Here is a 25,934-nt window from a genome sequence, read left to right as displayed (position 1 = left end):
AGACATGACCCCCACGCTTGTTACTTCGTATATTGAAACGCCACCTGAAGGGGCTGACATTCCCAGGCGCGTCTCGCCGGAAAATGGCGATCCCATCGTTGATATCCGCAAGCTCTCGACTGTGTTCACGAAAGGTGACAAGCAGGCGGTCATTCACAAAGACCTGGACTTGACGATTCAGCGCGGTGAATTCATATCACTGGTCGGGGGCTCTGGCACTGGCAAGACGGTTTTGTTGCGTCAGATCCTGGGGTTGGAGCAACCCTCCGCAGGCGAAATTACGGTGTTGGGAAAACCTGCAGCGGAGCTAGGCAAACAGGGCGCCGCACGGCGTGTGGGCATGCTGTTTCAGCAGGGTGCGCTGTTTTCGGCTTTCACCGTTCTGGAGAACATCGCTTTTCCCCTGCGCGAACTCAAGACCCTGCCCAACTCGTTGATTCACGAAGCCGCCATGGTCAAGCTGCAGATGGTGGGTTTGGGGCCGGAGCATGCCGACAAGATGCCGAGCGAGCTTTCGGGTGGCATGGTCAAGCGCGTCTCACTGGCGCGCGCGCTCATCATGGACCCGCCCTTGTTGCTGCTGGACGAACCCACCGCCGGGCTGGACCCTGAAAGCTCCGACAGTTTTTGTGCCCTGTTGCGCTCGCTGCACCACGACATGGAGCTCACGGTGGTGATGGTGACGCACGATCTGGACACCCTGTTTGAGCTGAGCACGCGCATCGCCGTGCTGGCCGATCAGCATGTCATTGTCAGTGGCGCGCCCAAAGACGTGCTGGTTTATTCGCACCCCTTCATCAAGAATTTTTTCCTCGGCGAGCGCGGTCAGCGGGCAATGGAGCTGCTGCGCGAATACCCCTTCACGGTATGAGACGGCTCCATAAATCCGGTGTTCGGGCGCATTGCTGCGTTGCGCGGTGCTCGGAATCCTCATGCACCGAAGTGCATTCCGGTGTCCTGCGCGCCGGGCGCCTTGCACTGCATCCCGAGCAACGAATTTCTGGAACCGCCTCGCAGAATTATTAAGGACTTTAAAAATGGAAAACAAAGCCCATGCCATTGCCGCCGGCGCTTTTGTGCTGGTGGTCACGGCCTTGCTGGCCTTGCTGGCAATTTGGCTTACCCGTGACGACGGGGACCGCAACCTGTTTGAGTTGTCCACGCGCGAGACCATCTCCAGCCTGCAGCCACAGGCGCAGGTGCGCTTTCGCGGCGTGCCAGTCGGCAAGGTCGAGTTCATCGGCTTTGACCACAAAGTCAAAGGCAATGTGCTGATCCGCATCTCCGTTGACCAGGGGACGCCGCTCACCAAGGCCACCTATGCCACCATCAGCTCGCAAGGTGTGACGGGTCTGGGTTTTATCCAGCTTGAAGACAAGGGTGAGTCAGCAGAGTTGCTGGTGCCCAACGACAACGACCCACCACGCATCGCACTCAAGCCGGGGTTGCTGGACAAGCTGCTGGCAAAAAGCGAGGTCATCATGGAGCAGGTTGAACAGGCGAGTACCAAGCTCAATACCCTGCTCGGCCCGGATAACCAACAGGCGCTGATGGGCACAGTCAAACAGTTTGGCGAGGCGGCCGACAGTTTCAACAAGCTGGCCCTGAAGCTCGATCCATTTGTGGCAACTCTGCCCAAGCTCAGCCAGGACACCACCGCTACTCTCAAGTCCGTCAAAACGGCGGCTGATGATGTTTCGGGAACCGCGACTGAACTGAAAACCACCGCCCAGCGTCTCAATGCCAAGGGCGGTCCCATGGACAAGGTAGCCGAAGGCAGCGCCGCGCTGGCCGCGTCCCTGGAAACCTTCAATGCCGCCACGCTTCCGCGCGTGGGGGAGGTGGCAGAAGAAACCACCCGCACCATGCGCCAGCTCCGGCGCACGGTCACGACTGTTAGCGACAACCCGCAGTCCCTTATCTTCGGCAACGGTACGCCCGTTCCCGGCCCGGGTGAGCCCGGCTTTACCGCCCCAGGAGAAAAGAAATGAAGCACACCCCTATCGCTATCAATACCGTAGCTAGCTGCGCCCGTATAACAAGGGCCGGAGGCCGATTTGGCTTGATGTTGTTGGTGACGGTGTTCTTGGGCGCGTGTTCCGCACTGCCCGACAAGCCTTTGCGCGCTGACCTGTTCGACTTTGGTCCTGGCCACGTCAGTAGTCAAACAGCGCCACGCTCACCGTCTGCAGCGCCGCTCGCACTCGCCGACATCTCCACCCACGGCGGCGTACTGGACAACCAGGCCGTGCTGTATCGGCTGGCCTATGCCAACCCACAGCAGCTTCGCCCTTATGCGCAGGCGCGCTGGAGCATGCCACCCGCGCAACTGGTGCGTCAGCGCCTGCGCGATACGCTGAGCCGCAGCCGCCCGGTGCTCAACGCTGGCGAGGGCCCCGCGCTGAACCGTGGCACCAATCAGAGCGCCTTGCCCCGTGTGCTGCAGCTGGAGCTGGAAGAGTTCAGCCATCTGTTTGAAGCGCCGGGCAGCAGCGTCGGCCTGATTCGCATGCGCGCCACGCTGGTCGAGTCCACCCCCACCGGAGAAAAGCTCCTGGCCCAGCGCAACATCGCGGTATCTCGCCCCGCGCCCAGCGCTGACGCGGTTGGCGGCGTAAAGGCGCTGACAGCAGCAACGGATGCCGCCATTGAAGAAATCAGCACATGGCTGCAGCAAGTTCCCTGAACCCGGCCGACGACGCCGCCCCCAGCGTTTGGGCGGACGCGTTGCAGGAGGAAATGCAGCAGGCCGGTCTTGAAGTGCTGGGCAGCTGTGAAAACATGTCCGGCCGCGGACCCGCGCTGCTGCAACATTCCGCCTTGCTGGAGGACTTCACCCCCGAAGAACTCGACATCTTCGGTGCGTCCATGTTTGTGGTTCGCGCCGCGCCTGGCCAGGTCTTGATCAGCGAAGGCGACAAGGGTGACTGGATGTTGCTGGTGCTCAGCGGCACAGTCGACATCACCAAATCAACACCCGCTGGCGACGACGATCCCGATGCGCAGGACAGCATTTCACGGCTGGCAGTGATCAAGGAAGGCGCGGCCATGGGCGAGATGTCCATGTTCGACCGCGACCTGCGTTACGCCACGTGTACGGCAGTCGATGACGTAGAAGCCGCCGTCCTCAGCCGCGCAGCCATCGGCCAACTGATACGCCGGCACCCCGCCGTGGGCGCCAAGCTCATGGTGAAAATCATCCAGTTGCTCGCCAGGCGGTTGCGCAACACCAGCAATCAAGTGGTGCGCTTGCTTCAAAAGAAATAGTCCGACTTCACACCGGTTTCACACAAGCGCTTTCAGCTCATACCGGCTTCACGCAAGATTTGCACACTCCATTTCGTTGTCAAAACGAAAGGACGAAAATGAAAGCCAAACTATTGTCGATCGGCCTGGTACTGGTGCTGCTGGTAGGCGCACTCTTACAAATCAGCGCTGTGGTGCATGACCGCCAGACCTACCGCAACATTGCCATTGAAAGCGTGGCGCAAAGTCTGGCAGGTGCGCAGACGCTGACGGGCCCTCTGATCCACATGGCCTGTACGGAGGAGTGGAATGTCAAGGTAGACAAGGAGCTGCGCGTTGAGCGGCGCGAGTTTGTCATGGCTGCTGCGCCGGCCGTGCTCACCGTCAAGGGCAACAGCCAGCTGGAGCCACGCTCCCGCGGCCTGCATGCCACGCAGGTGTTCAACCTCAAGGCGCAGCTGGTTGCGCAGTGGGCTGACACGGAAGCGCTTAAACCAGTGCCCTTGCACGCCAGCTCGCGCATGAGTTGCGGTCAGCCGCTTCTGATGATGGCGGTGTCCGACGCGCGTGGCATACGCCATGCCAGCGTGAAGATTGGCGATCAGGTCTTGCCGCTCAAGCCCGGCACATTCTTCGGCAGCCACCCGCGCGGTGTGCATGCGCCCTTGCCCCCAGGCCTGGCACGCGCCACGCCGGTGGAAGCCGTGCTTGAGCTGGAGCTGGTTGGCACCGAGAGCATTTCCGTCGTTCCGCTTGGTGGCGACACACGCATGCAGCTCAGCTCCAACTGGCCTCACCCGAGTTTTGGTGGTCAGTTCCTGCCGGTTGATCGCAAGATCAGCGACAACGGTTTTGAAGCAAGCTGGCGTGTGAGTGCCCTGGCCAGCACGGCGCAGCAGGATGTGACGCGCCTGGATGGCGATAAAGGTAAACGCGTGTGCCCGCCTTCAATTGACGGATTGAGTAGGGGCTCGTGTGTGGAAGCCTTCAGTGTGACCTTTGTCGACCCGGCCAACACTTACGCCCTGAGCGACCGTGCCACCAAATATGGTCTGCTTTTTATTGGCCTGACCTTTCTGGCGGTTGGCCTGTTTGAATTCATGAAAGCGCTGCGCGTTCACCCCATTCAGTACTTCCTGGTGGGCGCGGCCATGAGCATGTTTTTTCTGTTGCTGGTGAGCTTGTCGGAGCACATGCGTTTTGATGCTGCTTATGCCATCGCCGCTGCGGCCTGCGTGTTGTTGCTGACCTATTACGCCAGCTACATGCTCAAAAGCTGGGCGCGTGGCTTGCCTTTTGGCTTGGGTATAGGGCTGCTGTACGGCATGCTTTTTGTCCTGCTGCAAATGGAGCAAACAGCCCTGGTCCTGGGTGCTGTCGCGCTGTTCGTCGTGTTGGCCGCCATCATGATGCTGACGCGCCAGATTGACTGGTATGCGCGCTTTCGCCAAGCCGGGCAGACCGCGCAGACCGAGCAAGTTGCAAAAGTGGCCGGGTGATGCTCGCCGGTGAATCTTCAGTTGGGCTGAAAGTGCAGCTCAACCCGCAGCCCGGGGTGGGTGTTGCGTACCTCCATGCGGCCGCCATGCAGGACCATGATCTGCCGCACGATGGCCAGCCCAAGGCCGGAGCCTTTGGTCAGGCCGTCCGGGCGCACAGTCGAGAAGAAGCGTTCGCCGAGGCGCGGCAGGGCGTAGTCGGCAACCCCGTCCCCGCCGTCCTGCACAGCGACCTTTCCTTCTGTGGCTTCAATCGTGATGACAGAGCCCGCCGGCGCGAAGGAGCGCGCATTTTCCAGCAGGTTGCTGAGCGCCAGGCTCAGAAGCCCGGGCTCTGCATGGACGCTGGCATCTTCAGGCCCAACGACAAGTTTGATCGTATGTTGCGCCAGTCCGACCTGGGCGACGACCGAAAATGGCTGGAGAAACTCAACCCACGCCAGGCTCTCGCGACTGAGTTGTTCGTGGCGCTGCTCCAGCTTGGTCAGCTCGAGCATGCGGTCCACCAGCGCTTGCAGGCGTTGGGTTTGGCCCAGCACCTGTCCGGCGAATTCGCGGCGCGCGTTCTCGGGAAGTTCGTCCTGCAGCAACTCTCCCGCTCCGCGGATGGCGGCCAGCGGGCTTTTGAGCTCGTGCGTGAGCGCACGTACGTAACCCTCTATGTACTCATGGCCCTCGAGCTTGCGGCGCATGGCGTCGACTGCCAGCGCCAGCTCACCCAGCTCACCGGGTATCTCCGGCACCGCCGGCTTGGCGCCCTGGCCGACAGCGTTGGCATAGTGGCGCAGCTTGCGGATGCTCCACACCACCCAGAGCGTCACGGCAACACCGATGGCCAGCGACAGCGCCAGTAACACCAACCCGCTGAGAAAAATTTTGCGCTCGGCCCGGTCGATGAAGGCTTGAATCGTGGCCACCGGCTTGGCCACCGTCAGCACACCAATGGTTTTGCCATCATGCGTGACCGGCGCCGCAACATACAGGACAGAAGTCCGGTCATCGTGCTGGATCTCGCGCGTGGCCCGTGCACCGTACTCGCCACGCAGGGTGCGGGCCACGTCGCGCCATTGCGAGTAGTCCTGGCCGACAGCGGCATTTTCCGAGTCAAACATCACGGTCCCGCGGCCGTCTGTAACGTAGACCCGAAAGTCCAGGGACTGCTTGGTCAGGCCCCAGATTTGCACATTGATGGGGCGGCGCGCGTAGCCGCGCACCTGCTGGGCAAAGCGACCGTCTGTCATGCGGCCTGCGGCCAGGTCGTCGCTGGCCAGCTGGGCCAGGATGTTGGCGGTGTCTACCATCATGTCTTCCATGACTTCGCGCACGCTTGGCTTGACCTCTGCCATGAAGACGCGCAGCACAAAAAAAGCCGCCAGGCCAGTGACGAGGAAGAAGCCGAACAGCAGGCGTATGCCTAGACGCATGTCAGTCCATCCAGCAACGCGGGGTCATATGGAATACCCCATACCGCGATGCGTCACGATGTATTCGTGTCCGGGCGCGGCTTCCAGCAGTTTGGCCCGCAGGGTCTTGATGTGCGTGTCCACCGTGCGGTCGGTGCTGTCTGTGTCTGCCCCCCACACAGCGCTCAGCAGGTCTTCCCGCGAGCGGATGCGACCCGGGTGGCGTAGCAAATCGGCCAGCAGACCAAACTCCCGGCGGGTAAGCGGCAGCGCCCGGCCCTGAAGGCTGATGCGCTGGCCCGCCAGGTCGACGTCAAAAGGGCTGGCGCCTACGGCCGGTGCCGCAGTTGCAGGCAACATGCGCGCACGCCTGAGCATGCCGCGCACCCGCGCCAGCAGTTCACGCGGGCTGAATGGTTTGCTCACATAGTCATCGGCGCCGAGCTCCAGCCCGAGCACGCGGTCAATTTCCTCACCGTGTGCGCTGAGCATCAACACCGGCAGGCTGCTTTGCGCGCGCACCTCACGGCACAAGTCGAGTCCGCTGCCATCAGGCAAGCCTACGTCAAGAACCAGCACATCGGGCTGGCGCAGCGCGAGCTGGCGCCGCGCGTCGGTGAGAAGCAGGCAATGGGTGACCACCAGGCCATCGCGCTCCAGCGTGTAGACGATGGATCTGGCAATGGCCGGGTCGTCCTCGACCAGCAGAATGTGCGCGCCCGTCATGCCCCTGCGTCCTCAACGGCCAAGAATGGGAAAGAGCTTTTGCAAACCGTCGGCCATCACCTCGACAGCCAGTGCGGCGAGGATCAGACCCATCAAGCGGGTCATGACATTGATGCCTGTTTTGCCCAACACCCGGGCAATCGGATCGGCCAGTGCGAAACAGACGGCGGTTGCCAACCCAATCACCACGCCGTATGCGACCAGGGTACCCAGCTGAAACAGGTTCTGCGCCTTTTCAGCGTAGATCACAACGGTGGACATGGTGGCCGGTCCCGTGAGCAGCGGAATGGTGAGCGGCACCACCGCAATGCTCGCGCCCATTGCGGCCTTGGCGGCACCGTCTTCCAGCTCATGTGTCTGGGGCTTGGCTTCGGCCGGCTGCGCGTTCAGCATGTTCATGGAGCTGATCAGGAGCAGCATGCCGCCACCCACCTGAAAGCTGGCCAGCGAGATGCTGAAGAAATCCAGAATCTGCAGGCCCAGCAGCGCGCTGATGGCAATCACCAGAAACGCGCTGAAGGAGGCGGTGATGATGGTGCGACGCTTTTGCGCCCTTGAAAAGTCCCGCGTGTAATGAATGAAAAAAGGCACGATGGCCAGCGGGTTGACGATGGCCAGCAGCGTGACAAGTGGTTTGAAGTCCATGTGTGATTCTTTTGCGGTTCGTTCGTCAAATGGCGGATTGCCTGCCAGTCGCCCGGAGCTCCAGCTGTGCGCTTGCCGAGGCAGGCTCCAATGGCGTGAGGGTCAGGCAGTTGCCACTCGTCCATTCAGCCTCCAACTGCTCGCTCAGTGCCAGCAGTTCTTTGCGTTGGGAGCGTAACAACTTCTGCATGGTGTTGATTTCCTCCAGACGCGTTTGTATGCGTTGAGCAATCAAATCGTGCGGCATTCCCGATGGTGTGTTCAGAACCAGACGCAGTGATTCGAGCGTGAAACCCAGGCGCTGTGCCAATTGGATGACCAGTAAACGCTGCACAGCCGAATCCCCGTAAACCCTGTAGCCGTTGGCTGCGCGCTCGGCTGGCGCCAGGAGGCCACTGGCCTCATAAAAGCGAATCGCAGAGGCTGTCATGCCTGTCCGGGAAGCGAGCTCTCTTATCTGCACAGAAGTCCTTGACATTCAACTTGGCTTGAATCTTACAGTCTTTGGCAGTGTCAAAAACAGCACTACTCAAACAGCCAGTCCAGCAAAAGAACCTCCATTAACCCATCCCGGAAAAATCATGAAAAAACACATTGCCAACGCAATTTATTCTTCCCTTGCGGCCACCACGCTGTTTATCGGCCCAGCCCAGGCGGGTTGTGCCGACCGCATGACACTGGGGACTGTTCCGGCCTTGAGCCCTCAAATGGACGCAAAAATGGTTTCCCATTCGGTCGTCTTTGACGTCCGCATTCCCGCGTCAGAGTTCAACGCGCGCCTTGCTGCAGCCCCGTTGGCAAGGCTCCTGCCGGGAACGCCAAAAATTGCCGCCGTTGTCGATACACGCAACCTGACACAGATACCGTTTGGCACGCCCGGCGGCCCGCGGGTTGTATGTCTTGGCGATGGAAGCACCGCCGTTGAAGAAGCTATTTCCAACCTGCCCGGGAAGCATTTTCAGTACAAGGTCTGGAACTACACCACTGAAGCCGCAAAGCCCATTGAATATGGAATTGGGAAATTTGAGCTCCAGCCCGTGGAGGCCAATCTCACGCGCGTTACCTGGACCTATTCATTCAAGCTGCGCGAGGACAAATTTCCCGGCTCATTTGGCGGCCCCGGGCGCTGGCTATTTGACGCGACATTCATGAAGCGTGATTACGCCGACATGATGGCAGTCAGTGCGAACGCCATGAGCAGCTATTTCAGGTAGCCACGCGCAAGAGCGGCTTCCATCGTCGGGCCCAACGCCTGCCCGAACGGACTATCTGCCGCCCGCAACATCCAGTAGGGCGCCCGTGGTGTAGCTGGCGTCGTCCGACAGCAGCCACACTATGGCCTGCGCCACTTCTTCGGCACTGCCTGGGCGCTGCATGGGCACTTGCGGTGCAAGATCACGTGCCCGGTTGGGCAGGCCACCCGATGCGTGGATGTCGGTTTCGATAATCCCGGGCCGCACCGCATTGACGCGAATGCCTTCAGGCGCCACCTCTTTTGAAAGGCCGATGGTGAAGGTATCAATCGCGCCTTTAGACGCCGCATAGTCCACGTATTGCCCCGGGGCGCCCAACCGAGCCGCCGCGCTGGAGACATTGACGATCGCCCCACCGGCGCCGCCATAACGGGTGCTCATGCGTTTGACCGCTTCACGGGTGCAGACCATGGTGCCGATGACATTGATGTCAAACATGCGCTTCAGGCGCGCAACCGTCATGGCGTCTACCCGCGAAGTCTGGTCCACAATGCCGGCGTTGTTGACCAGGGCTGTCAACCGGCCGAATTTGGCGTCAACTTTCTCAAACATGGCCAGCACCTCGCCCTCGTCTGCCACATCGGCTTGCACCGTCATCCCCTGGCCCCCGGCTTGACGAATCTTGCGTACGACTTCGTCAGCGGCAAGCGAGTTGGCCGTGTAATTGACGGCCACCGCGTAACCTGCGCGGGCGGCCAGTACGGCCGTGGCCGCGCCGATTCCGCGTGAAGCGCCGGTGATTAAAACAACTTTGGACAAACCCTGACTCCAGCAACAAAACCCGAATCCGGCTACAAAGCGGGGGGTAAATCAATGTACATCAAGCGGCCGCCGCGCCAAAACAGGAGACTTTCTTGCCGACCACCATCGACTACTACCTCACGCCGCAAAGCCCCTGGACTTACCTTGGACATGAACGCTTTGCTCATATCGCCCGCGCTGCGGGTGCCACGGTCCGTGTGGTGCCTGTTGACCTGGGCGGGCAGGTCTTTCCTGTCTCTGGCGGCTTGCCGCTGGCCAAACGTGCGCCGCAACGGCAGGCTTATCGACTGCAGGAGCTGCAGCGTTTCAGCGCTTGGCTGAACCTGCCGCTGAACCTCCAGCCCAAGTATTTTCCGGTGGCGGGGGACGATGCGTCGCGACTCATCATTGCGGTAAACCAGCAGGACGGCAGCGAAGCGGCCATGCGCGTAGGCGGCGCGATTTTCAAGGCGGTGTGGGCCCAGGAGCGCGACATTGCTTCCAGCGAGGTGCTGGCGCAGATCCTGAGCGAGTGCGGGCTTGGCGCGGACCGACTGGAACAAATGCGCAGCCCGGCGGTGCAGCAGGCATACGAGGCCAACACCCGGCAAGCCATTGACGCGGGCGTGTTCGGTGCGCCCAGCTATGTCATAGCCGATGAAATTTTCTGGGGTCAGGACCGCCTTGACTTTGTGGAACGCAAGCTTGCTGGCATGGCACGTTGAACTTGGACCGGAACTGAACAAGGAATATCTTCATCATGGGTAAATTCATCGACCTCAAATCCGCTGACGGTTTTGTTTTTCCGGCTTACGTCGCCGAGCCCGCCGGAGCGCCAAAGGCCGCCGTGGTGGTGCTGCAGGAAATTTTTGGCGTCAATTCGCACATCCGTTCTGTGGCAGACGGGTATGCGGCAGCCGGCTACCTGGCCGTCGCGCCGTCCACCTTTCACCGCGTCAAGCCTGGCGTTGATATGGGCTACACCGAGGCCGACATGAATGCCGGCTTTGCCTTGAAGACAGCTGCCGAGGCCCTGGCACCACCCGGTGTTTTGCAGGACATCCAGGCGGCCATCAACCATGGCGCGCAAAGCACCGGTGGCAAGGTGGGCATCGTGGGGTTTTGCTGGGGTGGCCTGCTTGCATGGCGTGCGGCTTGCACCCTGTCTGGCCTGGCCGCGGCTGGGCCGTATTACGGCGGCGGCATGACGGTGGGAGACGAGCCCTCCCGTCAACCAGCCTGTCCTGTGATGGTGCACTTCGGAGATCAGGACCACTGGATTCCGCTGGACACGATTGAAGCTTTCAAGAACGCCCAACCCGGCGTGCAGGTGCATGTTTACGACGCCAAGCACGGCTTCAATTGTGATCAGCGCGGCTCTTACAAGGAAGCGGCGGCCACCGTGGCAAAGCAGCGCACCCTGGACTTTTTTGCCAAACACCTCGCTTGAAGCATGTCACCGGGTAATTTCAAGTCTTTTTGGCACTTTGCCCTTTCACTGCGGGCGAAGGTCGCTATTGTTTTAATAGCGTTTGCATCGACTGCCATCGGCGCCGAGTACACCGGCCCATTGTTTGACGCGCATATGCATTACAACGAAGAGGCTTGGGATGGCCGGGCTGGACCGCATACGCCCGCCGATGTTCTGGCGCGCATGCAGCGCAGCGGCGTCAGGGCTGTTATCGGCAACTCACGGCCCAACGACGGCACCAAGGCTTTGGCCGCCATGCCTGAGACCCGCCAGGCTGGCGTCACGGTGGTCCCTTTTATCCGCCTTTATCGCAACCGCGCCGACTACGACAACTGGTTTCGCGATGAAACCATTTACGACATGGTGCTTGCCGAATTTGCGCGTGGTGTCACGGGCGCACAGGCAGGTCCGTACAAGGGCATCGGCGAGTTTCATTTGTACGACAGTGCCAACGCGAATGGGCCAGTTGCCAAAAAGCTCATGCAGTTTGCGGAGAAAAACAAGCTGGCCGTGTTGGCCCATGTGGATGACGTGGCCATAGACCTGCTGATGGCACATGCACCCAAAGCGCGGCTGATCTGGGCCCACACGGGCATAGGTGGTGCGTCGGCCGCGCGGGTAGACGCACTTTTCACGCGCTACCCAACGTTGATGGGGGAATTGTCTTACCGGCCGGGGTTGACTTGCGAAGGTGGGAAACTGTGTGCTGAGTGGCGCGCGCTGCTGCTCAAGTATCCCAACCGTTTCATGATCGGTTCCGACACCTGGGTCAATCAGCGCTGGCAGTATTACGAAGAGCTGATGAAGGGCTACCGCGCCTGGCTGGGTGATTTGCCCTCCGGTGTGGCGCGCCAAATTGGCTGGGAAAACGGTGCAAGCTTGTTTGGCGTCAAAATCCCGTGATGCAATTGCACTACTACCCGAGCACCGCGGCCATGGTGCCGCACATCGTGCTTGAAGAAATTGGCCAGCCCTACCAGCGTGTGCTGGTGGACCGCACGAAAAATGCCCACAAGGCGCCCGACTACCTGAAGCTCAATCCCAATGGACTGATCCCGGTGCTGGTCGATGGTGATCTGGTGTTGTACGAAACTGCAGCGATCTGTCTGCATCTATGCGATACCCATCCTGAAGCCAATCTCGCCCCCGCGTATGGGAGCCGGAAGCGTGCGCACCTTTACAAATGGCTGATGTGGCTGACGAACACGCTGCAGTCAAGCCTGATCGTTTATTTCTATCCCGAGCGTTGGGCCGTACCGGGAAACACGGCGGGTACCGAAGAGGTCAAGGCGCAGGCAGAGCTAAAAATTGCCGGTCTGGTTGATCAGCTCGACGCAGAACTCGCGCGCCACGGCGGCCCGTGGTTTGGCGGAGCGGAGTACAGCATGCTCGATGCGTATGTCTTTACCTTGTGCCGCTGGACCCGCAATTTCAAATCGCCTGCAGCCCGCACGCGCCCGCATCTCGGGCCCTACCTGCAGCGTATGCTGGAGCGGCCGGCCGTCAAACGCGTGCTGGCCGCGGAAGAGCTGGCACCACCCTTCGTTTAGGGTTTGCGCAAAAGCTGGCCCAGCTCAAGTGCATTGTGGGTTGCTGCGCCGCTGGCTGTGTTGTCAAAGATGCACCAGACGCGTTTCCCTTCTGCGGCCGCCATCTGCATTCTGTCGGCTAAGGCTCGCAAAACGCCGTCCCCATAGCTGGAGTAATACATGCGCGGAGAGCCATGCAGCCGGAGGTACACCATGTCTGCCCAGCCCCCTGGCCAGCGTCCGGGATCATGCAGCACCGGATCGGCCAGCACACGCGCTATGCACCAGTGCTGCAGCAGTTGGTCAGCGGCGGGCGTGAACCAGCTGGCATGGCGCGGCTCGAGCGCCACCGCGCCCTCATGCCGCACGCGCAGGGCTTTGAAAAATGTCTGCGCAATCTTCTCGCCCAAAACCAGGCTGGGCGGTAGCTGCACCAGCAGGCAGCCCAGCTTGTTGCCCAGTCCACCGGCCTGGGGCAGAAAGCTGTCGAGCAGGTTCCCGCAGTCGCGCAGACGCTGCTCATGGGTAATGGTTTTTGGCAGTTTGACCGAGAACAAAAAATCCGCCGGCACGTCGGCGGCCCACCGCGCGTAGGTGGTGGGCTGGTGCGGCCTGTAAAAAGACGAGTTGATTTCCGCTGCGTTTATGCGCTGGGCGTATCGCTGCAAGTGTGTTCCCTCTTCAGGAAACTGGGACCAGCTGTCCCGGGGCAGGCTCCAGCCGGCGCAGCCGATTTTCATTTGCGAAGCGTGCACCGTCGGTTGCTCTGCCATGTCTAGCCCTGTGAAATCAGCGAGCGGATCTGGCCAGATACTGTTTGCGCCAGAACACCGTGACCACCACCACGACCACAAGAATCATCAGCCCAAAGACAGCCCAGAAACCGGCGGCGGCGCGAATCAGCGGAAGGTGTTCGAAGTTCATGCCGAAAAAACCGGTGATGAGGTTTAGTGGCAGAAAAATGGCGGTGAGCGCAGTCAGGGTACGCATGATGCTGTTGGTGCGATTGCTCTGTGCGCTGAAGTGAATCTGCACCACGGTCTCTGCGGACTGCTCCAGCCGGCGCGCATGGTGTACAACCCGCTGAATGTGTTCAATGACGTCGCGCGCCCGTGCCACCAACTGGTCGCGCATGGCTTGCGCTGTTTTCCCTTCGGCGGCAAAAGCAGACAGGGGCTGCTCACGCAGGGCGTCAAGCCACTCCTGCATGGCATCGTGCTGCTCGTCACACAGGTCTTCCAGAATGTGAAGCTGGCTGCGCGCGCCCATCAATGAACCCCAATTGATCACGTTTGAATTGGGCTTGAGCAGTTCACCTTGCCAGTGTTCAAGCTGGGTGGTGAGCTCCTTGCGCACGTCAAGGTAGCTGTCAACCATGACATTGACCATGCGCAGTACCAGGTCTGCCGGGCTGGAAGGAATGCGGCTGCGCGCGGCTGCCGCGTCCACGCTGAACTTGGCGTCGGTCAGAAAGCGTTCGACAAAACTTTTGGCCGCATAACACCCGCGCGGGTGCACGCTGATCAGCAGCCTGTCAAACACGACAAAGCCCACCGCCCTGGAGCTGATCCGGGTAAAGGCCGACACCTCGCCGCCCGGTTTGAGGCGAGTGCGAACGCTTTGCCCGTGATACGCCTTGAGCGCGGACTCGTGCTCGGCTTCGGCACGCGTCTCCACCTGGGTTGCCAGGCGACGGAAAATGACCAGATCGTAAATCGATGTGTAGTCGTAATGCGAAGGATGCGCTGGATTGGCCAGGTCCAGACAGTGCAGGTCCAGCAGGGGAGAGCCGCCCAGTTGCTGCGCGGCTTGCTGCAACAGCGGCTCGTGCGCCGTGAACTCCTCACGGTCAATGAAAACCCAGACAAAACCCTCGGCAGGCGCTTTGGTCGGCAGCGTGTCCGCAAAGCGCAAGCTGTCAGTGGTGAATTCAATAATTTGCACGGGGGGTCTTTGTTGAGTAAGAAAGTGCGTGTTGGCCCATATTCCACGGGCGCCAAGCGCTATTTATTTCGTAGCAAAATCGCAGCAGAGAGCGCAAAGTAGGTCAGCACGCCATCGGCACCGGCGCGTTTGAAGGCCAGCAGGCTTTCCATCATGACGGCGTCATGGTCCAGCCATCCGTTTTGCGCAGCGGCCCTGAGCATGGCGTACTCGCCGCTCACCTGGTAGGCGAAGGTGGGGACACCAAACTCGTCTTTGACCCGGCGCACAACATCCAGATACGGCATGCCGGGTTTGACCATCACCATGTCCGCGCCCTCGGCAATATCCATGGCCACTTCGCGCAAGGCCTCATCGCTGTTGCCCGGGTCCATCTGGTAGACCTTTTTGTCCGCTTTGCCCAGGTTGCCGGCGGAGCCCACGGCGTCCCGGAACGGCCCATAAAAGGCGCTGGCGTACTTGGCGCTGTAGGCCATGATGCGGGTGTGGATGAGCTTGCGTGCCTCAAGCGCGGTGCGAATCGCGCCAATCCTGCCGTCCATCATGTCGCTGGGGGCAACAATGTCGACACCCGCTTCAGCCTGCACCAGCGCTTGCGCAACCAGCAGCTCAATGGTCTCGTCGTTCAGGATGTAGCCGGTCTTTTCATCGGGCAGCCCATCCTGCCCGTGGGTGGTGAACGGGTCCAGTGCCACATCGGTCATCACGCCCAGCTCCGGAAAGCGTTTTTTAAGCTCGCGTACCACGCGCGGCACCAAGCCATCCGGGTTTGCGGCTTCCTTGCCGTCATAGGTTTTGAGCGACGCATCCACCACGGGAAACAACGCCATGACTGGAACGCCCAGCTGCACACATTGCTCGGCCACGGGCAGCAGCAAATCCAGACTCAGGCGCTCCACCCCGGGCATGGATGCAACAGCTTCACGGCGCTGTTTGCCGTCGGTAACAAAGACCGGATAGATCAGGTCATGCGCGGTCAGCGCGTTTTCACGCACCAGGTTGCGCGTGAAGCTGTCGCGGCGCAGCCGTCGTGGGCGGCCAAGCGGGTAAGGGGCATAAGCAGTCATCGGCAAATTGTGCCAAAGCTTTGCGGAGCTTGAGGATTAATTTGTCCCGGCGCCGGCACGCGCCGCTTGCAGACGAAAGCTGGCGTTACATGGCAAACCCTTGGTTCGGACTGTTTAATGTGCTTGTTTTGCCGGGGAGCGATGGCTAGAATTAATATGTGTCGTTATCTTTTGGTAACGGCATCCCGCTTTTCCTCCCTGAGCGGGTGCCTTCAAGTGTCACAGCAGAAAAGGCTTCCAGGCCCGGTTGACCTCGCGTCATCCGGGCATTTTTTTTCCGACGCGCCCATAAATCCCTTTGCTGGGCGAATTGCGTCGTTGTTCTGTGCTCGCAATCCTCATGTACTGAAGTACATTCCGGTTGCTGTGCGCAGCACGCCTAGCACTTCATCCCAGCAAAGGAATTTCTGGGCACGTCGCGCCGTTGCTTAATTGCACACGCACTAAACTACGTTGATGCTCTGGGTCAAATCACTTCACATCGTTTTTGTTGCCAGCTGGTTTGCGGGTTTGTTCTATCTGCCGCGCATATTTGTTAATTTGGCGATGGTGCCGCCGGAAAGCGTGGCTGAGCATGAGCGACTGATTCTGATGGCGCGCAAGCTGTTGCGCTTTACCACTTTGCTGGCCGTGCCTGCGCTTGTTTTTGGCCTGTGGCTCTGGTTGGGTTATGGCATTGGCCGCGGACCTGCTTCCTCGGGTAATGGCTGGATGCACGCCAAGCTTGCAGTGGTTGTGCTGGCGATTGGCTACCACCACGCCTGCGGCCGCATCCTTGCAAAGTTTGTTGCCAAGCGCAACACCCGTAGCCACAAATGGTTTCGCTGGTTCAACGAGGTGCCGGTGTTGCTGCTATTTGCCGCGGTTGTGCTGGTCGTCGTCAAGCCCTTTTAATTTTTAGAAGGCTCCCGAGCGTGAACCCCCCGAATTCACCAGCAAAGGCAAACGAGCCGCGACCTGCTGCCGGAGGCGAGGCGGATTTACAAGGCGAGCAACGCCTTCACGCCGATGAGAATAAGCGAGAGCATCCGGGCGAGCAGGCCTTGCCGGATGACGACTCCGGTCTCTCTGCCGAACAGGTTGCCGAGCTGGAGGCGCAGCAACTCGAGATTGCGCGAGCTGATGCCCACTTCGCGGTGCGCACGGCAGCCTGGCCACTTGCCATCGCCACGATGTGCCTGATTGTTTATGCCAGCCTCTATCCTTTCACAGAGTGGCGCAACCAGGGCATCTCTCCTCTGACGTTTTTGACCGCGCCCCTGCCGCGTTACTGGACCGGTTTTGATGTTGGCGTCAATCTGGTGGGTTACGCGCCGGTTGGCTTTTTACTGGCTTTGTCGGCGCTGCGCAGTGCCCGAATTCGGTGGGCTGTGAGTGTGGCAGTGCTCAGCGCGGGCGTGTTGTCACTGTCCATGGAAACACTGCAGAGTTATCTGCCATCGCGCGTTCCTTCCAATGTGGATTTTGTTCTCAATACAGCGGGGGCATGGCTTGGGGCCTGCAGCGCGTGGTTGCTTGAAAAAGCCGGCGCCATTGACCGCTGGGCCCGGGTGCGGGCACGCTGGTTTGTGCGCGAGGCCAGAGGCGCGCTGGTGTTGCTGGCGCTGTGGCCGATTGCCCTGCTGTTCCCGGCGTCGGTGCCGCTGGGACTGGGCCAGGTGCTGGAGCGGCTGGAGTATGCGCTCGCTGAATTGCTGGTCGACACGCCGTTTCTGGAGTGGTTGCCGGTGCGCGACATCGAGCTGCAGCCGCTGGTGCCCGGCGCTGAAGTGATTTGTGTGGCCTTGGGCGCGCTGATCCCCTGTTTACTGGCTTATTGCATCGTTCGGACCTTGCCGCAGCGCGCAGTGTTTTTAGTCGGCACGCTCGCAGCCGGGGTTGTGCTCACGGCTTTGTCTGCCGCGCTGAGTTATGGGCCCGACCACGCGTGGGCCTGGCTGGATCTGCCGGTTCAGGTGGGCTTGTGGATGGGCGCGGGGCTGGGCCTGTTGTTGTTGCCGGTGCCGCGCCGCGCCAGTGCGGCGCTGCTGCTGTTGGCCTTAAGCATTCACCTGTCGCTGTTGAACCAGGCGCCCGTGGGGCCGTACTTTGCCGAGACGCTGCAGATTTGGGAGCAGGGGCGGTTTGTCCGTTTTAACGGGGTGGTGCAGTGGCTGGGCTGGCTGTGGCCCTTTGCGGCGCTGGTGTATGTATTGGTGCGCTTGTCGCGTCGCACATCCGTTGCCGTGCTTGAAAAGTAAAATGCGGGCATGACCTTACCCAGCCTGCCCGCTCTTGAACTGACCGAACAATCTTCCTATTACGAGCGCCACATTTTCTTTTGCGTGAATCAGCGCGAGGGCGGTGAAGCCAGCTGCTCTGACCACAAGGCGGCCGATGCTTATGCGCGCTGCAAGTCACAGGTAAAAGCTGCCGGGCTTTCAGCGCCGGGTCAGGTCAGGGTCAACCAGGCTGGCTGCCTGAACCGCTGCGCCGCAGGGCCGGTGGCCGTGGTCTACCCTGAGGCCGTCTGGTACACCTATGTGGACCTGCACGATGTGGATGAAATTGTTGAGTCGCATCTGAAAAACGGCGTTGTTGTTGAGCGGCTGCGCACACCTGCCCATTTGGGACGCTGAGGCCCGTAAAACAGGCCCTTTGTTGTGGCATGTGGATGTTTTCAGCATTTTGCCCATGAATCACGGGGATAGTTTGCTATGAATTGCATAGCGGCCGCATAACAATCAGGCACTTCCTTGAACGCACAAACCCAGAAAATAAGTCTTACCGGCCCTGCTGGCGCCATTGAGTTGGCGCTGGATACCCCCGTGGGCGCCTCGCGCGGAGTGGCTGTGATTGCGCATCCGCATCCGCTGTTTGGCGGCACGCTCGATAACAAGGTGGTGCAGACGCTGGCCCGCGCTTTTACCCAAAGCGGCTGGACGGCCGTACGTTTCAACTTCCGCGGGGTCGGCGCGACAGCTGGCGTGTATGACGAAGGCCGCGGCGAGGCGGATGACATGCTGGCCGTCGTGCAGCACGTCGCGCCTGAGGCGCCCCTGGCGCTGGCCGGCTTCTCATTTGGCGCTTTTGTGACCTCCCATGTTTTTGAGCGCCTGCACACAAGCCGCGCCATCGAGAGGCTGGTGCTGGTGGGTACCGCCGCCAGCAGGTTCTCTGTGGCGCCAGTGGCAGAGGTGTTTCATGACGCAACGCTGGTGATCCACGGCGAGCAGGACGACACCGTGCCCCTGCAGTCGGTGCTGGATTGGGCGCGTCCGCAGGCACTGCCTGTTACGGTTGTTCCCGGTGGCGGGCATTTCTTTCATGGACAATTGCCGCTGCTTAAAAATCTGGTGCTTCGCCACCTTCGCTGACTTTCCGCTACTTCACCTCAGGTTCCTTTTCCATGCATCGTTTCTTCACTGCCCTTCGCGGCGTTGCTTCATTCGCCCTGGCCACTTTCCTGGCAGTCACGCCCGCCGTTCACGCGCAGGCGCCGCAGCCACCCGAAATCGCCGCGCGTTCGTATTTGCTGCTGGACGTCACCGCCAACCAAATCCTGGCCGCCAAAGAGGTGGACACGCCTATCGAACCGGCTTCGCTCACCAAGCTGATGACCGAGTATTTGGTGTTTGAAGCACTCAAGTCGAAAAAGATCGACTTGAAGCAGACCTTCCCGGTCAGTGAGCGCGCCTGGAAAATGCCGGGCTCGCGCATGTTTATCGACCCCAAAATGCAGGTGCCTGTTGAGGACTTGATCAAGGGCATGGTCGTCCAGTCGGGCAACGACGCCACCATGGCGCTGGCCGAGGGCGTGGGCGGCACCGCCGAGAACTTTGTCAAGCTCATGAATGAGCAGGCCAAGGCGCTGGGCATGAAATCAACCAGTTATAAAAATCCCGAAGGCCTCACCGAGCCGGGACACACCACCACCGCGCGGGACCTCAGCATTTTGTCCGTCCGGCTGATGCAGGATTTTCCGGAATACGTCGGTTTTTCTGCGATCAAGAAGTACCGTTACCCCGGAACACCGGCTACCAATGACACCAATCGCAACACGCTGCTGTTTCGCGATCCGACGGTGGACGGTCTGAAAACTGGCCACACTGCTGCAGCGGGCTACTGCATGATTGCCACCGCCAAACGCGAGTTTCCCAACCTGGGTGCGGCCGGTGCGCCGGGTAGCCGCAGGCTGCTGGCCATTGTGTTGGGCACGGCCAGCGACAGCGCGCGCGCCAATGAGTCGCAAAAGCTTTTGAACTGGGGCTACACGGCCTATGAAGCGGTGAAGCTGTTTGACGCAGGCCAGGCGGTTGCTACCCCTGCTGTCTGGAAGGGCAAGTCGCCCACCGTCAAGCTCGGTCGGCCCGACGCCATTGTGGTTGCTGTTGCAGCAGGCAGTGCCGCCAAGGTCAAGACCCAACTCGCCCGTCCGGACCCACTTGTGGCGCCGCTTTCAAAGGGCCAATCGGTGGGTTCGCTGAAAGTCGACCTTGGTGGCGGGCAGGCAGTGATGGACGTCCCGCTGGTGGCTCTGGAAGCGGTGGAAGAAGCCGGCATTTTCGGCCGGGCCTGGGACGCCGTCCGGCTCTGGATCAAATAAAAAGAGTCACCCCCGCTGGTCAGAGCCGGCGGGTCATGAAGGCCACGTCCAGCCAGCGCCCGAATTTGTAGCCAGCCTCGCGCAGGATACCTGCGCTTTCAAAGCCCAGGCGCAGGTGCAATTCAATACTTCCCGCGTTCGAGGCATCAATGGCGGCAACCAGCAGATGCAGCTTCTGGGCGGTCGCTAGCTCCAGTAGCCTGGTCAGCAGCGCGCTGGCGACCCCCTGGCGCCTGCAGTTTTCATCAACATAGACGGAATGCTCGGCAGTGAACTGGTAGCCCGCCCAGGCGCGAAAGCTGCCGTAACTGGCGTAGCCGATCACTCGGCCAGCCTGTTCCGCAACCAGCACCGGAAATCCCGCCGCGTGTTTTGCCGCCAGCCAGTCAATTTGCGCCTGTTCGGTCCGAGCCTCATAGTCGTAACTGGCTGTGGTGTTGAGCACCGCCAGGTTGTAGATGGTCCGCATGGGCTCCAGGTCGGCTGGTATGGCGTCGCGAAGGGTGAAGTTGGGTTTGTTCGTGTTGATCATGTTGTTCAGGGTGTCCTTGAGCGCTCCATCACCACCAGATAGCGGCAGGGCTGGTTGCGCATGTTTTCAAAGCTGGTCTCGCCTTCAGGCGTCATGAATAAGGTGTCACCGCTTTGCAGGTCGTGGCTCGCGCCCTGCCGCACCCGGAGACCGCCGGTCAGGGCAATAACGTGTTGCGAATACCTGACAGGTGCGTCCAGCCGGTAGTTCACCCTGGCAAGCGGCGGCAGTTCAACTTCGACAATCTCGACCGCAGAGCCCGTCATGGGCGGGGTGACGACTTCGCGGATGAAACCGGTGGCGGGGTCTTTCCAGCGAGGCCGCTCGGTCTTGCGGGCCACCATTCCCGTGGGCTGCGACGCGCCCAGCAGGGTCGACAGCGGGACGTCTAACGCCGCACAAAGACGGCTCAGAAGGGCGGCGGTCGCGCTTGCCTCCTGCCGCTCGATTCTCGAAATCATGGCCCGGCTGACCCCGCTGGCTTGGGCCAGCTGTTCCAAAGTCCAGCCGCGCTGGCCGCGCAAAGCCTTGAGCTGGATTGCAATGTGGGCGTCAATTTCCATTATTGTGGAAGTATATCTATTGAAGTGGATGCAGTTTGGTGCGTTTTGCCGACTGCCGCAAGCGGCTCTTGAGTGAAAGCGGCACCCGGGCTATAATGGAAAGCTTTCCCGCAATCGGGGCGGAAAATATTTCGTGTGCCGCGTCAAGCGGTAATCAGATTCCAGACGTTTAGGGACGTTTTTAAATGCCAACCATCAATCAGCTAGTTCGCCAGGGGCGCGAGGTCGAAAAGATCAAGTCCAAGAGCCCTGCGATGCAGAACTCTCCCCAGCGGCGTGGCGTGTGTACCCGTGTGTACACCACCACTCCAAAGAAGCCAAACTCCGCTCTGCGTAAAGTCGCCAAAGTGCGCCTGACCAACGGATTTGAAATCATTTCCTACATCGGCGGCGAAGGCCACAACCTGCAGGAACACAGCGTCGTGCTGGTTCGTGGCGGTCGTGTCAAGGATTTGCCCGGTGTTCGTTACCACATCGTTCGTGGCTCGCTTGACTTGCAAGGCGTGAAAGACCGCAAGCAGTCGCGCTCCAAGTACGGTGCGAAAAAGCCAAAGGCCAAATAAGCCAAACCGGCTCGGCTCCTCGTTTTTGAGGGTCCGCGCCAGAAGCAGTTGTCACATTCATCTGTGATGATTCCTTCAAAACAGGTGTTTGTTCCGTCCTGGCAGGCGGTTCAAACGAAGTGACCCAAGTGCAAATGTTTTGTACCGGTCGAGTAAGTGAGGGTTTTGATAACCCTCGCGGCACAGCCCGAAACGGCTCTGCCAACTGAAGCAAAGAGGTGAAAAAATGCCACGTCGTCGCGAAGTCCCCAAACGAGAAATCCTCCCCGATCCGAAATACGGCAATGTCGACCTTGCCAAATTCATGAACGTCATCATGCAAGGCGGCAAAAAGGCTGTCGCAGAGCGCATCATTTATGGCGCGCTCGACTTCATCGAGAAAAAAAACCCAGGCAAAGACCCGCTCGAGGCTTTCCACATGGCCATCGGCAACATCAAGCCCATGGTTGAGGTGAAGTCCCGCCGCGTTGGTGGTGCCAACTACCAGGTGCCTGTTGAGGTGCGTCCTGTCCGCCGCATGGCTCTGGCTATGCGCTGGTTGAAAGAAGCCGCCAAAAAACGTGGTGAGAAATCCATGTCTCTGCGTCTGGCCAATGAGCTGATGGAGGCCACCGAAGGCCGCGGCGGCGCCATGAAAAAGCGTGACGAAGTTCACCGCATGGCCGAAGCCAACAAGGCGTTCAGCCACTTCCGCTTCTAATTTTTCGATTGCAGTGTTTGCTGCGCTGATTTGAAGGGTTGCCGAGGGGTTTAAAGGTGTCTTCCACCTTGATCCCCGGCGGTTCAACCCCAATTTCCGCCGACTGGGCGTACAACGCCCAGCCAGTGGACGCGTAGAGAAAACATAAAAGATGTTTTAGCAACGAGTCTGTGTTCGCTTCCCGAACTGAAAGTAATTTATGTCCCGCGCTACCCCCATTCAAAACTACCGCAACATTGGTATCTCCGCGCACATTGACGCCGGCAAGACCACCACCACCGAGCGGATCCTCTTTTACACCGGTGTGAACCACAAGATTGGTGAAGTGCACGATGGCGCGGCCACCATGGACTGGATGGAGCAGGAGCAGGAGCGTGGCATCACGATTACTTCCGCAGCAACCACCTGCTTCTGGAAGGGCATGGACACGTCCCTGCCTGAGCACCGCATCAACATCATCGATACCCCCGGCCACGTTGACTTCACCATTGAAGTCGAGCGTTCCATGCGTGTGCTGGATGGCGCCTGCATGGTTTACTGCGCAGTCGGCGGCGTGCAGCCCCAGTCCGAGACTGTCTGGCGTCAGGCCAACAAATACAAAGTGCCGCGTCTGGCCTTTGTGAACAAGATGGACCGCACCGGCGCCAACTTCTTCAAGGTCGTGGACCAGATGAAGCTGCGCCTGAAGGCCAGCCCTGTGCCCATGGTTATCCCCATTGGCGCCGAAGAAAACTTCACCGGCGTGGTCGATCTGCTCAAGATGAAAGCCATCATCTGGGACGAAGCTTCGCAAGGCATGAAGTTCACCTACAGCGAAATCCCGGCCGAACTGGTTGAGCTGGCCAAAGAGTGGCGCGAGAAGATGGTCGAGGCTGCTGCCGAGTCCTCCGAGGAATTCATGAACAAATACCTTGAAGAAGGCGATTTGTCGGAAGAAGAAATCAAGCTGGGCATCCGCACGCGCACCATTGCCAGCGAGATCCAGCCGATGTACTGCGGCTCTGCGTTCAAGAACAAGGGTGTGCAGCGCATGCTGGACGCCGTGATTGAATTCATGCCATCGCCCATCGACATTCCACCCGTCAAGGGCATGGACGAAGATGAAGCGCCTGTTACCCGCAAGGCTGACGACGAAGAGAAATTCTCTGCGCTCGCATTCAAGCTGATGACCGACCCGTTTGTGGGTCAGCTCACTTTCGTGCGCGTGTACTCCGGCGTCCTGAAAAAGGGCGACAGCGTTTTCAACCCGATCAAGGGCAAGAAAGAGCGTATCGGCCGTATCGTGCAGATGCACGCCAACAACCGTGAAGAAGTCAGCGAAATTCGCGCCGGCGACATCGCTGCTTGCGTGGGCCTGAAAGACGTGACCACGGGCGAAACCCTGTGTGATCCGGATGCCATCGTCATGCTTGAGCGCATGGTGTTCCCTGAGCCTGTTATTACCCAGGCTGTGGAACCCAAGACCAAAGCCGACCAGGAAAAAATGGGTATCGCTCTGCAGCGTCTGGCGCAGGAAGATCCGTCTTTCCGCGTGAAGACCGACGAAGAGTCGGGCCAGACCCTGATCGCCGGTATGGGTGAGCTGCATCTGGAAATTATTGTGGACCGCATGAAGCGCGAGTTCGGCGTTGAAGCCAACGTAGGCAAGCCACAGGTGGCTTACCGCGAAACCATCCGCAAGACCATCGAAGACGCTGAAGGCAAGTTTGTGCGTCAGTCCGGCGGTAAGGGTCAGTACGGCCACGTTGTACTCAAAATCGAACCCAATGAAATGGGCAAGGGCATTGAGTTCATCGACGCCATCAAAGGCGGTGTGGTGCCACGCGAGTACATTCCCGCGGTTGAAAAAGGTATCAATGAGGCCGTGACTTCGGGCGTTCTGGCCGGCTATCCAGTGGTCGACGTCAAGGTGACCTTGCACTTCGGTTCGTACCACGACGTGGACTCGAATGAACTGGCTTTCAAGATGGCCGCCATCTTCGGTTTCAAGGAAGGCTGCCGTAAGGCTGGCCCCGTGATTCTGGAACCAATGATGGCTGTTGAGGTGGAAACGCCTGAAGACTATGCCGGCAACGTGATGGGCGATTTGTCCTCACGCCGCGGCATGGTGCAGGGCATGGAGGACATGGTTGGTGGCGGTAAAGCCATCAAGGCAGAAGTGCCACTGTCCGAAATGTTCGGTTACTCGACCACGCTGCGTTCAATGTCGCAGGGCCGTGCAACCTACACCATGGAGTTCAAGCACTACTCGGAAGCTCCACGCAACGTGTCCGAAGCCATCATGGCTGCACGCGCTAAGTAAGTTCACCCCCGAGGCGGCTTTGCCGCCTCCCCCTCGAGGGGGCACCGCCTACGGCCCGGCAAAGCCGGTTCCGTGGCGGTTGCTGGTAAAGATTTTTGTCTTCGGCGCCACATCATGTGGTTGGCCCGCTGCCCGTGGCGAGGCCTCTGCTGGAGACGTTAAACAGTCACGGGCATGTTCTTTACTGGAGTTTCCAAATGGCAAAAGGCAAATTTGAGCGGACAAAACCGCACGTCAACGTAGGCACCATCGGGCACGTTGACCATGGCAAAACCACACTGACAGCGGCGATCACGACCGTGCTCGCAGCCAAATTCGGCGGCGAAGCCAAAGGCTACGACCAGATCGATGCAGCCCCGGAAGAAAAAGCCCGCGGCATCACCATCAACACCGCCCACGTGGAATACGAAACGGCCAACCGCCACTACGCCCACGTTGACTGCCCCGGCCACGCCGACTATGTCAAAAACATGATCACCGGCGCTGCCCAGATGGACGGCGCCATTCTGGTTTGCTCCGCTGCTGACGGCCCTATGCCCCAGACCCGTGAGCACATCCTGCTGGCCCGCCAGGTGGGTGTTCCTTACATCATCGTGTTCCTGAACAAATGCGACATGGTTGACGACGCCGAACTGCTCGAACTCGTTGAAATGGAAGTTCGCGAACTCCTGGACAAGTACGACTTCCCGGGCGACGCTACCCCCATCATCCACGGCAGCGCCAAGCTCGCCATGGAAGGCGACAAAGGCCCCCTCGGAGAAGAAGCCATCATCAAGCTGGCCGAAGCCCTGGACACCTACATCCCCCTGCCAGAGCGTGCAGTGGACGGCGCCTTCCTGATGCCAGTTGAAGACGTCTTCTCCATCTCCGGCCGCGGCACTGTCGTGACCGGTCGTGTTGAGCGCGGCATCATCAAAGTCGGCGAAGAGATCGAAATCGTCGGTATTGCTGATACCCAAAAGACCATCTGCACCGGCGTCGAAATGTTCCGCAAACTGCTCGACCAGGGTCAGGCTGGCGACAACGTCGGTATCCTCTTGCGCGGCACCAAGCGTGAAGACGTCCAGCGTGGTCAAGTTCTGTGCAAGCCAGGTTCGATCAAGCCGCACACCCACTTCACCGGCGAGATCTACGTTCTGTCAAAAGACGAAGGCGGCCGTCACAC

General features: G+C 59.9%; 29 protein-coding genes. 19 read left to right on the top strand and 10 right to left on the bottom strand.

Features of this window, described 5'->3' with window-relative positions; genetic code table 11:
• Positions 1–4: 4 nt before the first annotated feature.
• From VE934_RS15110 to creD, 5 genes are all read left to right on the top strand, one after another.
• Positions 5–871, top strand: coding sequence for an ABC transporter ATP-binding protein (locus tag VE934_RS15110; RefSeq protein WP_324888956.1), 867 nt, complete (start codon positions 5–7; stop codon positions 869–871).
• A 166-nt stretch (positions 872–1,037) separates the two neighbouring features.
• Positions 1,038–1,991, top strand: coding sequence for an MlaD family protein (locus tag VE934_RS15105; RefSeq protein WP_324888954.1), 954 nt, complete (start codon positions 1,038–1,040; stop codon positions 1,989–1,991).
• The gene (locus VE934_RS15100; RefSeq protein WP_324888952.1) at positions 1,988–2,686 is read left to right on the top strand and encodes an ABC-type transport auxiliary lipoprotein family protein; all 699 of its coding nucleotides are present in this window, start codon (positions 1,988–1,990) and stop codon (positions 2,684–2,686) included. Before VE934_RS15105 ends, VE934_RS15100 begins: the two co-directional genes overlap by 4 nt.
• Entirely contained in the window at positions 2,665–3,267 is a 603-nt protein-coding gene (locus tag VE934_RS15095) for a cyclic nucleotide-binding domain-containing protein (RefSeq protein ID WP_324888950.1), read from the top strand. The genes VE934_RS15100 and VE934_RS15095 overlap by 22 nt, the downstream gene beginning before the upstream one ends.
• Positions 3,268–3,365: 98 nt before the next feature.
• Positions 3,366–4,745 carry a cell envelope integrity protein CreD gene (gene creD / locus VE934_RS15090; RefSeq protein ID WP_324888948.1) on the top strand — a complete coding sequence of 460 codons (1,380 nt, stop codon included), beginning with the start codon at positions 3,366–3,368 and terminating at the stop codon, positions 4,743–4,745.
• Positions 4,746–4,762: 17 nt separating this feature from the next.
• On the opposite strand, the gene creC is transcribed toward creD, so the two are convergent.
• From creC to VE934_RS15070, 4 genes are read right to left on the bottom strand one after another with little or no spacing between them, the layout of a single operon-like run.
• On the bottom strand, positions 4,763–6,169 hold the full coding sequence (gene creC, locus VE934_RS15085; protein ID WP_324888946.1) for a two-component system sensor histidine kinase CreC: 1,407 nt from the start codon (positions 6,167–6,169) through the stop codon (positions 4,763–4,765).
• A 24-nt stretch (positions 6,170–6,193) separates the two neighbouring features.
• Positions 6,194–6,874 carry a two-component system response regulator CreB gene (gene creB, locus VE934_RS15080; protein ID WP_324888944.1) on the bottom strand — a complete coding sequence of 227 codons (681 nt, stop codon included), beginning with the start codon at positions 6,872–6,874 and terminating at the stop codon, positions 6,194–6,196.
• A 12-nt stretch (positions 6,875–6,886) separates the two neighbouring features.
• Positions 6,887–7,519, bottom strand: coding sequence for a MarC family protein (locus VE934_RS15075; protein WP_324888942.1), 633 nt, complete (start codon positions 7,517–7,519; stop codon positions 6,887–6,889).
• Positions 7,520–7,544: 25 nt separating this feature from the next.
• Positions 7,545–7,997, bottom strand: coding sequence for a MerR family transcriptional regulator (locus VE934_RS15070; RefSeq protein ID WP_324888940.1), 453 nt, complete (start codon positions 7,995–7,997; stop codon positions 7,545–7,547).
• A gap of 103 nt (positions 7,998–8,100) precedes the next feature.
• On the opposite strand from VE934_RS15070, the gene VE934_RS15065 reads away from it, so the two are divergent.
• Positions 8,101–8,733: an SRPBCC family protein gene (locus VE934_RS15065; protein ID WP_324888938.1), complete on the top strand. Its 633-nt coding sequence runs from the start codon at positions 8,101–8,103 to the stop codon at positions 8,731–8,733.
• A gap of 51 nt (positions 8,734–8,784) precedes the next feature.
• Here the strand turns inward: VE934_RS15065 and VE934_RS15060 are convergent, their stop codons facing one another.
• The gene (locus VE934_RS15060) at positions 8,785–9,531 is read right to left on the bottom strand and encodes an SDR family oxidoreductase (RefSeq protein WP_324888936.1); all 747 of its coding nucleotides are present in this window, start codon (positions 9,529–9,531) and stop codon (positions 8,785–8,787) included.
• Positions 9,532–9,626: 95 nt separating this feature from the next.
• On the opposite strand from VE934_RS15060, the gene VE934_RS15055 reads away from it, so the two are divergent.
• Genes VE934_RS15055 through VE934_RS15040 form a run of 4 tightly spaced genes read left to right on the top strand, consistent with a single transcriptional unit; the run spans position 9,627 to position 12,534 of the window.
• A complete protein-coding gene (locus tag VE934_RS15055; RefSeq protein WP_324888934.1) occupies positions 9,627–10,238 on the top strand; it encodes a 2-hydroxychromene-2-carboxylate isomerase in 612 nt (203 codons plus the stop codon).
• A 35-nt stretch (positions 10,239–10,273) separates the two neighbouring features.
• On the top strand, positions 10,274–10,963 hold the full coding sequence (locus VE934_RS15050; RefSeq protein ID WP_324888932.1) for a dienelactone hydrolase family protein: 690 nt from the start codon (positions 10,274–10,276) through the stop codon (positions 10,961–10,963).
• A gap of 3 nt (positions 10,964–10,966) precedes the next feature.
• Complete coding sequence (locus VE934_RS15045; protein ID WP_324888931.1) at positions 10,967–11,887, top strand: amidohydrolase; 921 nt, start codon at positions 10,967–10,969, stop codon at positions 11,885–11,887.
• Positions 11,884–12,534 (top strand): glutathione S-transferase family protein, encoded by a 651-nt coding sequence (locus tag VE934_RS15040; protein WP_324888929.1) that lies wholly within the window; start codon positions 11,884–11,886, stop codon positions 12,532–12,534. The genes VE934_RS15045 and VE934_RS15040 overlap by 4 nt, the downstream gene beginning before the upstream one ends.
• Here VE934_RS15040 and VE934_RS15035 read toward each other — a convergent pair.
• The 3 genes from VE934_RS15035 to hemB are packed head-to-tail and all read right to left on the bottom strand — an operon-like array spanning position 12,531 to position 15,524.
• Positions 12,531–13,286: a DUF72 domain-containing protein gene (locus VE934_RS15035; protein WP_324888927.1), complete on the bottom strand. Its 756-nt coding sequence runs from the start codon at positions 13,284–13,286 to the stop codon at positions 12,531–12,533. The two genes, VE934_RS15040 and VE934_RS15035, sit on opposite strands and share 4 nt — an antisense overlap.
• A gap of 16 nt (positions 13,287–13,302) precedes the next feature.
• The gene (locus VE934_RS15030) at positions 13,303–14,457 is read right to left on the bottom strand and encodes a magnesium transporter CorA family protein (RefSeq protein ID WP_324888924.1); all 1,155 of its coding nucleotides are present in this window, start codon (positions 14,455–14,457) and stop codon (positions 13,303–13,305) included.
• Between the two features lie 59 nt (positions 14,458–14,516).
• On the bottom strand, positions 14,517–15,524 hold the full coding sequence (gene hemB / locus VE934_RS15025; RefSeq protein ID WP_324888922.1) for a porphobilinogen synthase: 1,008 nt from the start codon (positions 15,522–15,524) through the stop codon (positions 14,517–14,519).
• Between the two features lie 456 nt (positions 15,525–15,980).
• Here hemB and VE934_RS15020 point away from each other — a divergent pair, with 456 nt between their 5' ends.
• The 5 genes from VE934_RS15020 (at position 15,981) to VE934_RS15000 (ending at position 20,109) form a co-directional block, all read left to right on the top strand.
• Complete coding sequence (locus VE934_RS15020; RefSeq protein WP_324888920.1) at positions 15,981–16,418, top strand: CopD family protein; 438 nt, start codon at positions 15,981–15,983, stop codon at positions 16,416–16,418.
• A gap of 278 nt (positions 16,419–16,696) precedes the next feature.
• Positions 16,697–17,764 carry a VanZ family protein gene (locus VE934_RS15015; protein WP_324888980.1) on the top strand — a complete coding sequence of 356 codons (1,068 nt, stop codon included), beginning with the start codon at positions 16,697–16,699 and terminating at the stop codon, positions 17,762–17,764.
• 9 nt (positions 17,765–17,773) lie between these two features.
• Positions 17,774–18,142 (top strand): (2Fe-2S) ferredoxin domain-containing protein, encoded by a 369-nt coding sequence (locus VE934_RS15010; protein WP_324888918.1) that lies wholly within the window; start codon positions 17,774–17,776, stop codon positions 18,140–18,142.
• 117 nt (positions 18,143–18,259) lie between these two features.
• Complete coding sequence (locus tag VE934_RS15005; protein ID WP_324888916.1) at positions 18,260–18,880, top strand: alpha/beta hydrolase; 621 nt, start codon at positions 18,260–18,262, stop codon at positions 18,878–18,880.
• 32 nt (positions 18,881–18,912) lie between these two features.
• Positions 18,913–20,109: a D-alanyl-D-alanine carboxypeptidase family protein gene (locus VE934_RS15000; RefSeq protein ID WP_324888914.1), complete on the top strand. Its 1,197-nt coding sequence runs from the start codon at positions 18,913–18,915 to the stop codon at positions 20,107–20,109.
• A gap of 19 nt (positions 20,110–20,128) precedes the next feature.
• Here the strand turns inward: VE934_RS15000 and VE934_RS14995 are convergent, their stop codons facing one another.
• Entirely contained in the window at positions 20,129–20,641 is a 513-nt protein-coding gene (locus VE934_RS14995; protein ID WP_324888912.1) for a GNAT family N-acetyltransferase, read from the bottom strand.
• A gap of 5 nt (positions 20,642–20,646) precedes the next feature.
• Positions 20,647–21,204, bottom strand: coding sequence for an XRE family transcriptional regulator (locus VE934_RS14990; RefSeq protein WP_324888910.1), 558 nt, complete (start codon positions 21,202–21,204; stop codon positions 20,647–20,649).
• 185 nt (positions 21,205–21,389) lie between these two features.
• Between VE934_RS14990 and rpsL the strand changes: the two genes are divergently transcribed.
• From rpsL to tuf, 4 genes are all read left to right on the top strand, one after another.
• Entirely contained in the window at positions 21,390–21,767 is a 378-nt protein-coding gene (rpsL, locus tag VE934_RS14985; RefSeq protein ID WP_293595927.1) for a 30S ribosomal protein S12, read from the top strand.
• Between the two features lie 226 nt (positions 21,768–21,993).
• On the top strand, positions 21,994–22,467 hold the full coding sequence (gene rpsG, locus VE934_RS14980; protein WP_188710046.1) for a 30S ribosomal protein S7: 474 nt from the start codon (positions 21,994–21,996) through the stop codon (positions 22,465–22,467).
• 199 nt (positions 22,468–22,666) lie between these two features.
• Positions 22,667–24,769: an elongation factor G gene (gene fusA / locus VE934_RS14975; protein ID WP_324888905.1), complete on the top strand. Its 2,103-nt coding sequence runs from the start codon at positions 22,667–22,669 to the stop codon at positions 24,767–24,769.
• Positions 24,770–24,966: 197 nt separating this feature from the next.
• On the top strand, positions 24,967–25,934 hold a 968-nt coding region (gene tuf / locus VE934_RS14970), incomplete at its 3' end, for an elongation factor Tu (protein ID WP_324888903.1).

The organism is Polaromonas sp., assembly GCF_035638815.1.
GTDB lineage: Bacteria > Pseudomonadota > Gammaproteobacteria > Burkholderiales > Burkholderiaceae_C > Polaromonas.
This window is presented reverse-complemented; position numbering and strand designations above follow the sequence as displayed.